At 73.2% G+C, this 14,639-nt stretch carries 18 protein-coding genes; 6 read left to right on the plus strand and 12 right to left on the minus strand.

Annotated features, from left to right (window positions below):
- Genes ACE3Q3_RS07660 through ACE3Q3_RS07670 form a run of 3 tightly spaced genes read right to left on the minus strand, consistent with a single transcriptional unit; the run spans window position 1 to window position 2,580 of the window.
- A complete protein-coding gene (locus ACE3Q3_RS07660; protein WP_374444174.1) occupies window positions 1-1,002 on the minus strand; it encodes an ABC transporter substrate-binding protein in 1,002 nt (333 codons plus the stop codon).
- 28 nt (window positions 1,003-1,030) lie between these two features.
- Entirely contained in the window at window positions 1,031-1,834 is an 804-nt protein-coding gene (locus ACE3Q3_RS07665; RefSeq protein ID WP_374444177.1) for an ABC transporter ATP-binding protein, read from the minus strand.
- On the minus strand, window positions 1,831-2,580 hold the full coding sequence (locus ACE3Q3_RS07670) for an ABC transporter permease (protein ID WP_374444179.1): 750 nt from the start codon (window positions 2,578-2,580) through the stop codon (window positions 1,831-1,833). Before ACE3Q3_RS07670 ends, ACE3Q3_RS07665 begins: the two co-directional genes overlap by 4 nt.
- An 80-nt stretch (window positions 2,581-2,660) precedes the next feature.
- Between ACE3Q3_RS07670 and ACE3Q3_RS07675 the strand changes: the two genes are divergently transcribed.
- Genes ACE3Q3_RS07675 through ACE3Q3_RS07700 form a run of 6 tightly spaced genes read left to right on the plus strand, consistent with a single transcriptional unit; the run spans window position 2,661 to window position 6,666 of the window.
- A complete protein-coding gene (locus ACE3Q3_RS07675; RefSeq protein ID WP_374444181.1) occupies window positions 2,661-3,410 on the plus strand; it encodes a GntR family transcriptional regulator in 750 nt (249 codons plus the stop codon).
- A gap of 18 nt (window positions 3,411-3,428) precedes the next feature.
- Window positions 3,429-3,659, plus strand: a complete 231-nt coding sequence (locus ACE3Q3_RS07680; protein ID WP_374444183.1) for a DUF1289 domain-containing protein — start codon at window positions 3,429-3,431, stop codon at window positions 3,657-3,659.
- Window positions 3,660-3,704: 45 nt separating this feature from the next.
- The gene (locus tag ACE3Q3_RS07685; protein WP_374444185.1) at window positions 3,705-4,046 is read left to right on the plus strand and encodes a hypothetical protein; all 342 of its coding nucleotides are present in this window, start codon (window positions 3,705-3,707) and stop codon (window positions 4,044-4,046) included.
- Window positions 4,043-4,492, plus strand: a complete 450-nt coding sequence (locus ACE3Q3_RS07690) for an acyl-CoA thioesterase (protein ID WP_374444187.1) — start codon at window positions 4,043-4,045, stop codon at window positions 4,490-4,492. Before ACE3Q3_RS07685 ends, ACE3Q3_RS07690 begins: the two co-directional genes overlap by 4 nt.
- 16 nt (window positions 4,493-4,508) lie before the next feature.
- Window positions 4,509-5,423, plus strand: coding sequence for an aldo/keto reductase (locus tag ACE3Q3_RS07695; protein ID WP_374444189.1), 915 nt, complete (start codon window positions 4,509-4,511; stop codon window positions 5,421-5,423).
- A 43-nt stretch (window positions 5,424-5,466) separates the two neighbouring features.
- Window positions 5,467-6,666 (plus strand): class I SAM-dependent rRNA methyltransferase, encoded by a 1,200-nt coding sequence (locus tag ACE3Q3_RS07700; RefSeq protein WP_374444191.1) that lies wholly within the window; start codon window positions 5,467-5,469, stop codon window positions 6,664-6,666.
- A 166-nt stretch (window positions 6,667-6,832) separates the two neighbouring features.
- Here ACE3Q3_RS07700 and ccmI read toward each other — a convergent pair whose 3' ends face one another.
- The 9 genes from ccmI to ccmA all read right to left on the minus strand — a co-directional run bounded on the left by ccmI (window position 6,833) and on the right by ccmA (window position 14,042).
- Entirely contained in the window at window positions 6,833-8,194 is a 1,362-nt protein-coding gene (ccmI, locus tag ACE3Q3_RS07705) for a c-type cytochrome biogenesis protein CcmI (RefSeq protein ID WP_374444193.1), read from the minus strand.
- Complete coding sequence (locus ACE3Q3_RS07710; protein WP_374444195.1) at window positions 8,191-8,676, minus strand: cytochrome c-type biogenesis protein; 486 nt, start codon at window positions 8,674-8,676, stop codon at window positions 8,191-8,193. The genes ccmI and ACE3Q3_RS07710 overlap by 4 nt, the downstream gene beginning before the upstream one ends.
- Complete coding sequence (locus ACE3Q3_RS07715) at window positions 8,676-9,206, minus strand: DsbE family thiol:disulfide interchange protein (protein WP_374444197.1); 531 nt, start codon at window positions 9,204-9,206, stop codon at window positions 8,676-8,678. Before ACE3Q3_RS07715 ends, ACE3Q3_RS07710 begins: the two co-directional genes overlap by 1 nt.
- 30 nt (window positions 9,207-9,236) lie before the next feature.
- Window positions 9,237-11,216 (minus strand): heme lyase CcmF/NrfE family subunit, encoded by a 1,980-nt coding sequence (locus tag ACE3Q3_RS07720; RefSeq protein ID WP_374444199.1) that lies wholly within the window; start codon window positions 11,214-11,216, stop codon window positions 9,237-9,239.
- A gap of 10 nt (window positions 11,217-11,226) precedes the next feature.
- On the minus strand, window positions 11,227-11,703 hold the full coding sequence (gene ccmE, locus ACE3Q3_RS07725; protein WP_374444201.1) for a cytochrome c maturation protein CcmE: 477 nt from the start codon (window positions 11,701-11,703) through the stop codon (window positions 11,227-11,229).
- Entirely contained in the window at window positions 11,700-11,924 is a 225-nt protein-coding gene (gene ccmD / locus ACE3Q3_RS07730) for a heme exporter protein CcmD (RefSeq protein WP_374444203.1), read from the minus strand. Before ccmD ends, ccmE begins: the two co-directional genes overlap by 4 nt.
- Window positions 11,921-12,646 carry a heme ABC transporter permease gene (locus tag ACE3Q3_RS07735; RefSeq protein WP_374444205.1) on the minus strand — a complete coding sequence of 242 codons (726 nt, stop codon included), beginning with the start codon at window positions 12,644-12,646 and terminating at the stop codon, window positions 11,921-11,923. Before ACE3Q3_RS07735 ends, ccmD begins: the two co-directional genes overlap by 4 nt.
- An 86-nt stretch (window positions 12,647-12,732) precedes the next feature.
- Entirely contained in the window at window positions 12,733-13,398 is a 666-nt protein-coding gene (gene ccmB / locus ACE3Q3_RS07740) for a heme exporter protein CcmB (RefSeq protein WP_374444210.1), read from the minus strand.
- The gene (ccmA, locus tag ACE3Q3_RS07745) at window positions 13,395-14,042 is read right to left on the minus strand and encodes a heme ABC exporter ATP-binding protein CcmA (RefSeq protein WP_374444208.1); all 648 of its coding nucleotides are present in this window, start codon (window positions 14,040-14,042) and stop codon (window positions 13,395-13,397) included. The genes ccmB and ccmA overlap by 4 nt, the downstream gene beginning before the upstream one ends.
- Window positions 14,043-14,639 lie beyond the last annotated feature (597 nt).

The following is a 14,639-nucleotide window of genomic DNA, read 5'->3' on the forward strand; positions in this document are numbered from 1 at the left end:
TCAGCCCTGGACCGTTTCGATGAAGATCTTCGGGTCGAAATACTGCGCCGCCGGCACCGCGTTCGGGATGTTGGCGGCGGCGACATAGAAGTCCGTCACCTGCTGCAGCCACTTCGTCACCGTGCCGTCGGCGAAGAGCTTCTTCCACTCCGCCGTCGGAAACGCCTTCTGGGCGCCGAACTGCTCCTTGAGGTCGGCGAGCGGCACCTGCTGGTAGTGCTTCTTCTGCAGCACGTCGAGCGCCTCGTCGGTGCGCTGGACCAGCATGTCGTTGCCGGCCGCCCAGGCGCGGACGACGCGGGCCAGCACCTCGCGGTTCTTCGCGTGGTAGTCGTTGCCGGCCGCCCAGCCGGAGACGATCGCCGCCTGGGGATAGTAGGCCGAGGCGTCGACCAGCTTCTTCGCCCCCGGCACCTTGTCGCGCACCGTCACGTTGAACGGCACCCACAGGGCCACGGCCGGCACCGCGCCGGCGATGAAGGAGGTCACCGCCTCCGACATGCGCTGGTTCAGGATCTCGACGTCGCCGCGGCCGATGCCGTTGGCGCGGAGCGCGGTGTCGAGGAAGACGTGGGCCGTGGTGCCGGTCGTCGTCGCGATGCGCTTGCCCTTGAGGTCGGCGAAGCCCTTGATCCCCTGGTCCTCGCGCACCCAGAGCTGGGCGGTGGCGAACTCGACGGCGTTGGCCATGAACATCCGGCCCTGGCCGCGGGCCGGGAAGTTGGAGATGACCGCACCCGTCGTCAGCATGTCGAGGCTGCCGCCGACCATCGCCTGGAAGAGCTCGAGGCCGGTGGTGAACTGCTTGAACTCGGGCTCGAGGCCGTTCTTCCCCCAGGCGTCGAGATGCTGGGCGAGCCACATCTGGCCGTCGACCGCCAGCGTGTGCAGGTAGCCGATGCGGACCTTGGTCCGCGACTGGGCGATGGCGGGCATGCCGAGGACGGCGAGGCCGGCCGTGGCGGCGGTGCCGGCGAGCAGCCGGCGGCGCGTGGTTTGCATGGTTCTGGTTCCTCCCTTGGTCGATCGTTCAGTCGGTGACCGCGAAACGCTGGCGCGCCTGGGCGGCATATTCCTGCATGACGAGGTCGCGCAGGTGGGAGCGCAGCCGGCCGAATTCCGGCTGCTCGTGCAGCGCCTCCGCCCGCGGATAGCCGAACGGGACCTCGACGATCTCGCGGATGCGGGTCGGCCGCGCGGTCATGACGACGATGCGCGACGACAGGTAGAGCGCCTCCTCGACGGAATGGGTGATCAGCATCACCGTCTTGCCCTCGGCCCGCAGCACCTCGAGGAGCAGGTTCTGCATGGCGCTTCGGGTCTGGGCGTCGAGCGCGCCGAAAGGCTCGTCCATCAGGAGGAACTGCGGCGAGACGGCATAGGCGCGGGCGAGCGCCAGGCGCTGGCGCATGCCGCCCGAGAGCATCCGGGGCCAGGCGTCGGCGAACTCCTCCAGCCCCATCAGCCGCATGTAGCGGCGGCTGATCTCCGCCCGCTCGGCGGCGCCGCGGCGGTTGGCGCGGAGCTTCAGGCCGAATTCGATGTTCTGGCGCACCGTCAGCCAGGGGAAGACGCCGTATTCCTGGAAGATGACGCCGCGGTCCGGCCCCGGCCCGGCGACCGGCCTGCCGTCGAGGAGCACGCGGCCGGCGGTCGGCTGCATGAAGCCCGCGACCATGTTCAGCATCGTCGTCTTGCCGCAGCCGGAGGGACCGATGACGGAGACGAACTCGCCGTCATGGATGGCGTAGCTGACGTCGTCGACGACGCGGAGTTGCCGGTCCGGCGGCCCGAAGGCGACCGAGACGTTCTCGAAGACGATCCGCGCCGTCATGCCAGCCGCTCCTGCCAGGCGAGCAGCCGCCGCGCCAGCGCCCGCAGCGCCAGGTCCATGGCGAGCGCGATGAAGCCGATCGAGATGATGCCGACATAGATGATGTCGAGCTGGAAGAAGGAGGCAGCGTCCTGGATGAGGGCACCCAGCCCCTGCTGGGCGGCGATCAGCTCCGACGCCACCAGCGTCGCCCAGGCGACCCCGAGGGCGACGCGCAGCGCGGTCAGCATGTGCGGCACCGTCATCGGCACCACGACCTTGAGGAAGATCTCGGCATCGCTGGCGCCCAGCGTGCGGGCGACGCGGAGATAGATCGGGCTGATCTGGGCGATGCCCTCGTACATGACGATGACGCCGGCGAAGAAGGCCGCATAGAAGAGGATGACGGTCTTGGCCAGTTCGTCGACGCCGAAATAGACGATGACGAGCGGGATCAGCGCGATCGGCGGCAGGGCGCGGAAGAAGTTGACCAAGGGGTCGACGAAGGTGCGGACGTGCCGGTACCAGCCGAGCAGGAAGCCCGCCGGCACCGCCAGCGCGATGCCGAGCGCCACCCCGGTCAGCACCCGGCGCGTCGACATCAGGACGTCGAGCGGCAGCCGGCCCTGCGCCAGTTCGGCGAAGCGGGCCGCGACCGCGTGCGGGGCCGGCACCAGCGCCGGGTTGATGAGCCCGCTGTGATGCACCGCATACCAGGTGGCGACGATCGCCAGCCAGGGCGACAGGATCAGCGCCGCGCGCCGCACGCGTCCCCCACTTCCACCTCCCATTCGTTCTATAGTGCGAACCTTCGCCTGTTGGCGGAAACGTACTCAGGTTGGGACGTTTGACACAAGCCCGTAGCGCGACCCCGCATCCCCTGTTCGGCACCAGCCCGATCCCCCTCTACCTGCAGCTCGCCGAGGTGCTGCGGCGCCGGATCGGCCGCGCGCCCTGGGTCGAGGGCGCAATGCTGCCGTCGATCGAGGAGCTGATGGCGGAGTTCCAGGTCGCCCGGGTGACGGTGCGCCAGGCGATGGCGCTGCTCGCCCGCGACGGGCTGGTGTCGCCGCAGCGCGGCCGCGGCACCTTCGTCACCGCCTCGGGTGGCGGCCAGCGGCGGCTCAAGGTCGAGACGACGCTCGACGACCTGGTCGAGATGTATCGCGGCGACGTGCCGGAACTGCTGACCATCGCCGAGTCGCAGGCCGCCCCGACGCTGACCGAGCGCGACGGCACGGCCGCCCCCGGCTATTTCCACATGCGCCGGGTGCATTCCCGCGGCGGCGAGCGCTACTGCGTCATCACCATCTACATCGACGAGCGCGTTTTCCGCCGCGCGCCCGAGCGGTTCCGCACCGAGGTCATCCTGCCGGTGCTGGTGGCCCTCCCGGGCCTCGTCGTCGCCCGCGCTCGGCAGACGCTGGAGATCTCGAAGGCCGACCCGGCGATCGCCGGCCTGCTCGGAATTCCGGTCAACGAGCCGATCGCGGAGGTCCGGCGCGTCCTGAGCGACCCCGCCGGAACCGTCATCTATCTGGCCGAGGTGACCTATCGCGGCGACTACGTCCATCTCGACATGGACCTGCGCCCCTGAGGCGCTATGGTGCCGGCGATGCGTGCCTGGGACATCCCGTCGCCCTGCGTCGGCATCTGCCGGCTCGACCCCGACACCGGCTTCTGCCAGGGCTGCCGGCGGACCATCGCCGAGATCTCGGCCTGGCCGCGCCTCGACGCGCCGGACCGGCTCGCCCTCCTCGAGCGGCTGGCGGAGCGCGAACGGGCCGAGTGCGAGGGGACCGAGCGCGGGCGGGCCGACGCCGCGCGCCAACCGCCGCCGGCGTGATAGACTGGCGCCATCGCCCGAATCCCCTTGCCGACCGAGGCTGCCATGCGACGCCCGCTTCCGACGCTTTCCGCCCTGGCCGCGCTCGGCCTCGTCCTGGCCGGCTGCGCCGGCCAGAGCTGGGTCAAGCCCGGCACCGACGAGGCGCAGATGCGCGCCGACTATCGCGAGTGCGTCCGCCTCGCCCAGCCGGCGGTCGAGCGCGACGCCCGCATCGAGAGCGACATCATGTCGACCCGCGGCGACGACTACCGGCGGTCGGGTTCGATGCTGACGCGGCGCGAGATCTCCGACGCGCGCACCACCGGCCGCCAGGACGACGAGGTCTATTCCTGCATGCGCTCGCGCGGCTACGCCCTCGCCGACCAGGCGCAGCCGGCCAAGTGACGGCGGCGACCGTCGGGGTGGGCACCCTCGACCCCACCAACCCCGCGATGTTCCGGCTGTGGCGGGAGGAAATCCTGCGCTACGGCGACATGGACACCAACGGCCATGTCAACAACGTCGCCATCGCCCAGTTCTGCGAAGGCGGGCGGGTGGCCTTCGAGCGCGCCGGCAACCTGCAGCAGGAGAACCCGGTGCTCGGCCTGTCGCTGGCCAAGGTGACGATCGAGTTCCTGGCCGAGGCCCATTTCCCGGGCAAGGTGCGCATCGGCACCCGCATCCTGGGGTTCGGCCGTTCGTCCTGCCGCCTCGTCCAGGGCCTCTTCCAGGACGGGCGCTGCATCGCCACCAGCGAGGCCGTCTCGGTGTGCTTCGACACCAGGGCGCGCAAGGCGGTGCCCTATCCCGAGGCGTTCAAGGCGCGGGCCCTGCAGCTGGCCGGCGCCTGACCGGACGGATGCCGGAATGCCGCCGCCCGATCTCTCCCGCGCGGCCTTCCTGCGCCTCGCCGCCGGCGCGGTGGCGGCGCGGACGGCCGGCGCCGTGGCGGCGGAACCGATGCTGAAGCGGACCATCCCGTCCACCGGCCGCACCCTGCCGGTCGTCGGCTGCGGCACCTGGCGCACCTTCGACGTCGCGCCCGGCCCCGGCCGGGAACCGCTCGCCCAGGTGCTGCGGACGCTCTTCGCCGCCGGCGGGTCGGTGATCGACAGCTCGCCCATGTACGGCCGCTCCGAGGAGGCGGTGGGCGACCTCCTGACCGGCATCGACGGACATGCCCGGGCCTTCGTGGCGACCAAGGTTTGGACCACGGGCCGGGAGGCCGGGATCGACCAGATGCGCCGGTCGCTGACGTTGCTGCAGCGCGAGCGCATCGAACTGATGCAGGTCCACAATCTCCTCGACTGGCGGACCCATCTGGCGACGCTGCGGGACTGGAAGGCGGAAGGCCGGATCGGGCATCTCGGCGTCACCCACTACACGGAGTCCGCCCACGACGCCTTGGAGGCGGTGATGCGGGCCGAGGCGCTCGACTTCGTCCAGATCAACTACGCGCTCGACGACCGGGCGGTCGAGCGGCGCATCCTGCCGCTGGCGGCCGAGCGCGGCATCGCCGTCCTGGTCAACCAGCCCTTCGGCGGCGGCGGGCTGCTGCGTGGCCTCCGGGATCGGCCGCTGCCGGGCGTCGCGGCCGAACTCGGCTGCACGAGCTGGGCGCAGCTGCTGCTGAAGTTCGTCCTCGGCCATCCGGCGGTGACCTGCGTCATCCCCGGGACCAGCCGCCCGGCGCACATGGCCGACAATGCCGCCGCCGGGCGCGGCCCGCTGCCGGACGCGGCGATGCGCCGGCGCATCCTCGCCGCCTGGGAAGCGGGCTGAGCCGCACTTGCCTCCGCCCGGCGCATCCCTATGCTGCGCCGCCATGCAAGACCAACCCAAGACGCGGCCGCGGATCACCCTCCTGCCCGGCCACGAAAAGCGCGCCCGCCACGGCCACCCCTGGATCTACTCCAACGAGATCCAGATGGATGCGGCCGCCAAGGCGCTGCCGCCCGGCACCCTCGTCACCGTGGTCACCGCCGATGGTACCCAGATCGCGGCGGCCACCTTCAACCCGCACACGCTGATCGCGGCGCGGGTGCTGACGCGCGAGGCCGGCAGCCACATCCACGACGAGTTCGTCCGCCGCCGCCTGCGCCGGGCGCTCGACATCCGCGAGCGGCTCTATCCCCGTCCCTTCTACCGCCTCGTCCATGCCGAGGCGGACGGGCTGCCGGGGCTGATCGTCGACCGCTACGGCGACGTCCTGGCGGTGCAGGTCAACACGGCCGGGATGGCGCTGCTGTGGCCGTCGGTGCTGCAGGGGCTGCAGGCGCTGGTGTCGCCCGCCGCCGTCGTCCTGCGCGGCGACAGCCCGGCCCGCACCCAGGAAGGGCTGCCGATCGGCGTCGAGGTCGCGCTCGGCGAGGTCACCGGCCCGGTCGAGATCGAGGAGAATGGCGGCCGCTTCCCGGTCGACGTGCTGGGCGGCCAGAAGACCGGCTGGTTCTTCGACCAGCGCGACAATCGCGCCTGGGTCGCCCGGCTGGCGCGCGACCAGCGGGTGCTCGACTGCTACAGCTACGGCGGCGGCTTCGCCGTGGCGGCGGCGCTGGGCGGGGCCAGGAGCGTGCTCGCGATCGACCGCTCGGAGGCGGCGCTGGCCGCCGGGGCCGAGGCGGCGCGTCTCAGCGGGGTCGGCGAGACCTGCTCCTTCAAGCGCGCCGAGGTCTTCGCCGACCTGGAGGCGCGGGGACGCGACGGTGAGCGCTGGGAGGTGGTGGTCGTCGACCCGCCCGCCTTCGTCAAGTCACGCAAGGACCTGGCGTCGGGCACCCGCGGCTATCGCAAGCTGGCGCGGCTGTCGGCGCAGGTGACGGCGCCGGGCGGCTACCTCTTCATCGCGTCCTGCTCGCACAATGTCGACCTGCCGCTGTTCGGCGAGCAGGTGGCGCGCGGGCTGGCCGATGCCGGCCGCAGCGGCCGCATCCTGCGCACCGGCGGCGCCGGACCGGACCATCCGGTCCACCCGCTGCTGCCCGAGAGCGCCTACCTCAAGAGCCTGACGCTGGCGCTGGACTGAGCGGCCCAGACAAGACGGCCCCAAACAAGACGGGCCCGGCCGGAGGGGGGATCGGCCGGGCCCTTCGCTCGGGGAAGCGAGGTCGAGAGCGACTTCTTGGGGAGGGGGATCGCGCTCTCATGGGTAGAGACGCCCGAGCCCCCCAAAAGGTTCACGCCCGATTCGATTATTTTTCGGGAAGCGCCGCCCGGCGGGCCTCGACCGCCGCGCGAGCGGGCGAGGCGGGCGGCAGGCGGTCGAGGAGGCGGGTCCAGAGCCGCCGCGCCTCCTCCGGCCGACCCTCGTCGGCGGCGATGCGGCCGAGATACCACAGCACCTGGGGATGGTCCGGGGCGATGCGCGCCGCCTCGCGCATCGTCCCGACGAAGTCCGGCGGCAGCACGTCGTCGCCGCCCGCCCGTTCGAGCTGGCTGTTGGCGAGGTCGAGCCGCAGCTCGATGTCGTCGGGATGGGCCGCGACCGCCCGTTCGAGCGCCGCTGCCAGCCGCGCCGGCTCGCCCAGCACATGCAGCGCCTGCACCAGCCGCCGCCAGCCTTCGCGATCCTCGGGCTGGCTCCGGAGCCGCTCCTCGAGGCCGGCGACCATGCCGCGGATCGCCTGCGCCCGCTCCTCCGGCGACAGGCGCATGACCGCCTCGCCGCCGGGCGGCAGCGCCGGCGTGCCCGTGGCCGGGGCTGGCACCGGCACGCCGCGCTCGCGCGCCGCCTCCTCGATGCGGCGCCGCAGCATCGGGCGCCACGGGGCATCGGCGGCCGACGCCGCCTCCAGCGCCGTCCAGCGCCGGATCGCCGCGTCGAGATCGCCCGACTGCGCCGCCGCCTCGCCCAGGAAATAGAGCGCGCGCGGGTCCGCGCCCGCCCGCTCGAAGGCCGCCCGGGCAGCGGGGGTGACGATGCCGCCCGCCGCCAGGGTCAGGGCTTCGCCGTGCTGGGCGTGGAGGTCCGGGCGCTCGGCGCCGAGGCCGAGCCGGTGGCGGTAGGCCTCGGCCGCGTCGGCGAAGCGTTGCAGCCGGACCAGCGCACGGGCCAGCCGCTCCCAGCCCTCGATGTCATCCGGGCGCTCCTCGAGCCGGCGGACCAGTGCGGCGACGGCCTCGTCCTGGGCCCGCGGGTCGCCGGCGTCCGGGGCCGGCAGGCCGCGCTGGGCGAGCGGCTGCCCCGGCTGGCGCGGTGCGCCGTGCCAGCCGTAGACGACGAGCGCGCCCGCCGGCAGCAGCAGCGCCAGCGCGATCGCGGCGGCGGCGTGCCGGCCGGAAGCGGAGCCGCCGGCGGACGACCGCTCGGCCGCGCCGCGGTCGGCGGCGGCCAGGATGCGGCGCTCGATCTCCAGCCGGGAGCCCGCCGCCTCCTCCTCGCCGACCTCGCCCGCGGCCCGCGCCCGCTCGACCTCCGCCAACTGGTCGCGATAGACCTCGAGGTCGTAGGCGAGACGATCCGCGCCGGCGCCGCCAGCCCGCAGCAGCGGCCGCACCAGCAGCCCGACCACCGCCGCCGCCGTCAGGGCAGCCAGCGCCCAGAACATCGTCATCGGCCGTCCCGCCCGGGCGCCGCGCCGGGCGAACCGTCCCCGGCGTCGGCGAGGAGGGCCGCGACCCGGGCCCGTTCGGCCTCCGAAAGGCCCGCCGCCGCCGGGCGGCGCCGACGCCGGAGCGCCAGGACCGCGACGGCGGCGCCCAGCACCAGGGTCGCCGGCGGCGCCAGCCACAGGGCCAGCGTCGCCGCCTTCACCGGCGGGCGCAGCAGCACGAAGTCGCCGTAGCGGGCGACGAGGAAGGAGCGGACGGCGGCATCGTCGTCGCCGGCCGCCAGCCGTTCGCGCACCAGCAGGCGGAGGTCGCGGGCGAGCGGGGCGCTGGAATCGTCGATCGACTGGTTCTGGCAGACGAGGCAGCGCAGTTCCTGCGACAGGGCGCGGGCGCGGGCCTCGAGCGCCGGGTCGGCGAGACGCTCGCCCGGCTCGACCGCGAAGGCGGAGGCGGCGAGCAGCAGCAGGACAAGGAGCGCCCGCATCAGCCGCGCCGCAGCCGCTCGATCATCTGCAGCAGCGGCTCGAAATCCTGCGGGCCGAGCGCACCGACATGGCGGTAGCGGATGCGGCCGGCGCGGTCGACGACGAAAGTCTCGGGCACGCCATAGACCCCCCATTCGATGCTGGCGCGGCCGTCGGCATCGACGCCGATGCGGCGGTAGGGGTTGCCGAGCTGGTCCAGGAAGCGCCGGGCGTCGGCCGGCTTGTCCTTGTGGTTGATGCCGTGGATCGGCACGCCCTTCTCGCTGGCGAGCCGCATCAGCAGCGGATGCTCGGCCCGGCACGGCACGCACCAGGAGGCGAAGACGTTGACCAGCGCCACCTCGCCGCCGAGATCGGCGGTCCGGAAGCGCGGTCCGTCGTCGGCCAGTGCCGGCAGGTCGAACGTCGGCGCCGGCTTGTCGATCATCGCCGACGGCAGGGTCTTGGGATCCAGGCCGAGGCCGGCCAGCAGCCAGGCGGCGACCAGCGCGAACAGGAGCGCGGGGACGATGTAGAGCAGGCGGCGCATGGGACGGACCGGCTGGTCGGGCGCGCGGAATCAGGCGCGCGCGGCGGCGGCGGGCGCACGCCGGCGGGCGGGTGCGCCGACGCGCAGGCGCCGGTCGCTCAGCGACAGCAGGCCGCCCGCGGCCATGATCGCGGCGCCGATCCAGAGCCACGGCACGAGCGGCTCGTGGTAGATGCGCATGGTCCAGGCTCCCTTGCCGTCCGGATCGCCCAGGACGACGTAGTGGTCGACGACCCAGCGGGTATGGATGGCGGCCTCCGTCGTCGGCATTGCCTGCACGGGGTAGAACCGCTTTTCCGGATGCACGGTGGCGATCACCCGGTCGCCGGAGCGGATCGTCACCGTCGCCTGCTCGGCCCGCCAGTTGGGGCCGGGAACCGCGTCGACGCGCTCGAGCCGGTAGACGTAGGCACCGAGCCGGGCCTCGCCGCCGACCGGCACGATCTCGACCAGCTCGCTCTTCCAGGCCGAGGCGGCGACGGCGCCCGCCACCAGGATGCCGGTGCCGGCGTGGGCGACCGCCGCCCCCCAGGCCGCGCGCGGCAGGTGGCGGGCCCGCGACAGGCTGGCGCCGGCCGGGATGCGGAAGAGGCGGACGCGCTCGGCGATGTCGATTCCCGCCCCGACCACCAGCCAGGCGGCGAGTGCCATGCCGACGAGCGCCAGCACCGGCCGACCGCCCATCAGCCAGAGCGCCAGGAGCGCGGCCGCGACGCCGGCCGCGGCCGCCACCCACAGCCGCGCCATCGCGCCGGCGAGGTCGGCGCGCTTCCAGGCGAGCAGCGGCCCGACCGCCATGGCGACGACGAGCGGCACCATCAGCGGCACGAAGGTCGCCTCGAAATAGGGGGCGCCGACCGAGACCTTGGCGCCGCTCACCGCCTCCAGCACCAGGGGGTAGAGGGTGCCGACCAGGACCGTCGCCGCCGCCGTGGCGAGCAGCAGGTTGTTGAGGACGAGCGCGCCCTCGCGGCTGACCGGCGCGAAGAGACCGCCCGGCGCCAGCGCCGGCGCCCGCACCGCATAGAGGACGAGCGAGCCGCCGATGACGATCACCAGCAGCGCCAGGATGAAGACGCCGCGCGCCGGGTCGACGGCGAAGGCGTGGACCGAGGTCAGCACGCCCGAGCGGACGAGGAAGGTGCCGAGGAGGCTGAGCGAGAAGGCGAGGATGGCGAGCAGGATGGTCCAGCCCTTCAGCGCATCGCGCTTCTCGACCACGATGGCCGAGTGCAGCAGCGCCGTCGCCACCAGCCACGGCATGAACGAAGCGTTCTCGACCGGGTCCCAGAACCACCAGCCGCCCCAGCCGAGCTCGTAGTAGGCCCACCAGCTGCCGAGCGCGATGCCGAGCGTCAGCGCGCACCAGGCGGCGAGGGTCCACGGCCGGACCCAACGCGCCCAGGCCGCGTCGACCCGCCCCTCGATCAGGGCGGCGACGGCGAACGAGAAGGCGACGGAGGTCCCGACATAGCCGAGGTAGAGCATCGGCGGATGGAAGGCGAGGCCGGGGTCCTGAAGCAGCGGGTTGAGATCGCGCCCGTCCGCCGGAGCCGGGTCGAGGCGCAGGAACGGGTTGGAGGTGGCGAGCAGGAAGAGCAGGAAGCCGATGCCGACCAGCCCCTGCACGGCCAGCACCCGCGCCTTCAGGCGCGGCGGCAGGTTGCCGCCGAAGAGCCCGACCGCCGCCCCGAAGAGGGCGAGGATCAGGACCCAGAGCAGCATCGAGCCCTCGTGGTTCCCCCAGACGCCCGTGACCTTGTAGAGGAGCGGCTTGGCGGAATGGCTGTTCTGGGCGACCAGCGCCACCGAGAAGTCCGAGACCACGAAGGCATGGGTGAGCGCGGCGAAGGCGCCGAGGACGAGGACGCCCTGGGCGACGGCGGCGGGAGCGGCCAGCGCCATCAGCCGCCGGTCGCCGCTGGTGGCGCCCCAGAGCGGCAGGGTGCCCTGGACGACGGCCACCAGGAGCGCCAGCGCCAGCGCGAAATGTCCGAGTTCGGCGATCATGGGGTCCGGCTCAGGGGCGGGCCGCCGGACGGCCGCCGGCGGGCGGCGGCTCGCCTTCCTTCCAGTGGCCGGACTTCTTCAGCGCGTCCGCCACCTCGCGCGGCATGTAGGTCTCGTCGTGCTTGGCCAGCACCTCGCGGGCCTCGAAGCGGCCGTCGGCCAGCATCCGCCCCTCGGTGACGACGCCCTGCCCCTCGCGGAAGAGGTCGGGCAGGACGCCGCGATAGGCGACGGGAATGGCGTTGGCGCCGTCGGTGACCCGGAAATGGATGGTGCGGCCATCCTCCGAGCGGGCGACGCTGGCCGGTTCGACCAGACCGCCGAGGCGGAAGGAGCGGTCGCCGGGCGGGCCCTTCGCCAGCACGTCGCTCGGGCTGTAGAAGAAGACGAGGCTGTCCTGGAAGGCGACCAGGACGAGCGCGGTGGCGCTGCCGAGCAGCCCCATGGCGAGGGCCAGCACCAGCATCCGGCGGCGCTTGCGGGTCACGGCAGGCCCTCCGCGGCGGCGCCGTCGGCCGCGCCCTGCGCGCGGGCCGCGCGGCGGCGACCGCCGCCGGCGAGCCGCGCCAGCGCCCGCTCCTCGCGGCCGGCGCGGACGAGGCTGGCGACCAGGATCGCGACCAGGACGACGGCCGCGGCGGCGTAGGCGGCCCAGACGAAGGCGCCGTAGCCGCCCATGGCGAGGAAATCGGCGATGCGCTCGGTCACGCCTCGGCCTCCATCGCCGCCAGCCGCAGCGCCCGGATGCGCCGCGCCGCCAGTTCGGCGCGCACCCGCACGAGGAGCACGGCGGCGAAATAGAACCCGAACCCGGCCGCCATCAGCAGCAGGGGCAGCAGCATCGAGGGATGGATCGACGGCCCGTCCATGCGCGCGACGCTGGCCGGCTGGTGCAGGGTGTTCCACCAGTCGACCGACCACTTGATGACCGGCACGTTGACGGCGCCGACGATCGCCAGGATCGAGGCGGCGCGGCCGCCGCGTACCGGGTCGTCGAAGGCGCCGAGCAGGGCCATGTAGCCGAGATAGAGGAAGAAGAGGACGAGCACCGAGGTCAGCCGGGCGTCCCACACCCACCATGCCCCCCACATCGGCTTGCCCCAGAGCGAGCCGGTGACGAGGCAGACGAGGGTGAAACCGGCGCCGATCGGGGCGGCGGCGCGGGCCACGACCTCGCCCAGCGGGTGCTTCCACACCAGGGCCGAGACGCTGCCGGCGGCGACGACGACATAGACGAAGAGCGCCATCCAGGCCGACGGCACATGGACGTACATGATCCGCACCGTCTCGCCCTGCTGGTAGTCGGCCGGCGAGCGGAAGAGGCCGAAATAGAGGCCGGCCCCGAGGCACAGCACGGCGGCGGCGGCGAACCACGGCAGGGTCGCCGCCGAGAAGCGCTGGAAGCGTGCGGGGTTGGCGAAGCGATGCATGGCGATCCGGCTCGTATCTATCACCCGCTCCCGCCGCGAGTCATGCGACGCAACGCCCGCCGGACCCGGAGGGCGGCTGCCGCTGCCTACTCCACCGCCTGCCGCAGGGCGGCGGCGGCGGCGAAGGGGGCGAGCGCCAGCGCCGCCAGCAGCATCGCGCCGAGGACGAGGAGATGGGGCCGGGCCGGCAGCCCGGCAACCGCGGCGTCGACGGCTGCGACACCGAAGACCAGGACCGGCACGGTCAGCGGCAGGACGAGCAGCGCCAGGAGGACGCCGCCGCGCCGGGCGCCGAGCACCAGCGCCGCGCCGATGGCGCCGACCAGCACCATCGTCGGCGTACCGAGCGCCAGCGCCGCCAGCATCGCCGGCAGGCCCTCGGCCGGCAGTTGCAGGAATACCGCCAGGATCGGCGTCGCCAGGATCAGCGGCAGCCCCGACATCAGCCACTGGGCGGCGCACTTGGCGAGGACCAGTCCGGCCGCCGGCAGCGGCGTCGTCATCAGCACCTCGAGGCCGCCATCCTCGTGGTCGGCGAGGAAGAGGCGGTCGAGCCCGAGCATCACCGAGAGCAGCGCCGTCACCCAGATGACGCCCGACGCGATGCGCGCCAGGAGGTTCGGTTCGGGACCGACGCCGAACGGGAACAGGCTGGCGGCGAGCACGAAGAAGAACACGACCGCGGCGGCGTCGCCGCCCTGGCGGAGGGCGAGCCGCACGTCGCGAAGGAGGACGGCGCGCAGCGCGGTCAGCACGCCGCCGCCTCCGTCGTGCGGCGGAGGACGAGGACCCGGGCGCCGGGGGTGGCGATGGGAACATGGGTCGCGAGCACCGCGAGGCCGCCGTCGCGACAATGCTCGGCCAGGACCGCCTCGAACCCGGCCACCGCGCCGGCATCGAGGCCGACCGTCGGCTCGTCGAGGAGCCAGACCGGACGCCGGACGGCGAGCAGGCGGGAGAGGGCGAGCCGCCGGCGCTGGCCCTGCGACAGGAAGCGCGCCGGCGTGTCGGCGAGGCCGGCGAGGCCGAAGCGGTCGAGGCCGAAGCGGTCGAGGGCCGCGGCCGCGGCGCCGCGGCGGCCGCCGGCGACCTCGGCCCAGAAGCGCGCGTTCTCCAGCACCGTCAGGTTGGGCTTCACCGCGTCGCCAGCGCCGATCCAGGCGATGCGCCCGCGATGGGCCTCGGGATCGGCGGCGACGTCGCCGCCGTCCCAGGTCAGCCGCCCGGCCGCCGCCGGCAGCAGCCCCGCCATCAGGCGCAGGAGGCTGCTCTTGCCGGCACCGTTGGCGCCGGTCAGCGTCAGGGCCGAACCGGATTCGACGGAAAAGGAGAGGTGGCGGAAGACCGGCCGCTCGCCGCGGACGCAACCGAGATCCGACCCTGCAAAGACGCTCATCGCGCCCGGTTGATAGCACGAAACAAGAAAGGGCGGTTGCCGAGGGGGGCCGGCAACCGCCCTAGGGGCAGCGGGTCGTGGTGCTGCCAAGGAGGCATTTGAGAACCGTCGCGGGCCGCTCTCGCCCTGTCGACACCATCAATGTGATGCAGCAATGCGACAGGTCCAGGGTCAGAATGCGGCAAGATTGTGGAATCGATCGCGCCAAAATGGAGTTGGCACGGCCCTCGAATGGCAAAATCGCGCCCCGGCCAGCCACTTGCCGGACAATGCTGAAAACGCGCGCGAAGACGGGGCATTGCGCACAAAAAAGATGGGCGGCCGCCGAGGGGGGATCGGCGACCGCCCGAAGACAGCATCGAAGCTGCCAAGGAGGCGTTGAAACCGTCGCTGAACCCGAAGGGTCGTTCGTGTCCTGCGACGAATAGCAATCTGATGCCCGAATGCGACACCGGCTGGGTCGGATTGCGGCGAAACTGTGATTTCTGCGGTTCCGGATCGGGCTTGGCATGGGCCGCGGGGCGGGTGGCTGGTATGGCTCCGCCCCGACCCATGCCGCGTCCCGAAGCCGTTTCCCGGCCCGTCCCCCGGCCCGTC

Source organism: Allostella sp. (assembly GCF_041913585.1).
Lineage (GTDB): Bacteria > Pseudomonadota > Alphaproteobacteria > ATCC43930 > Allostellaceae > Allostella.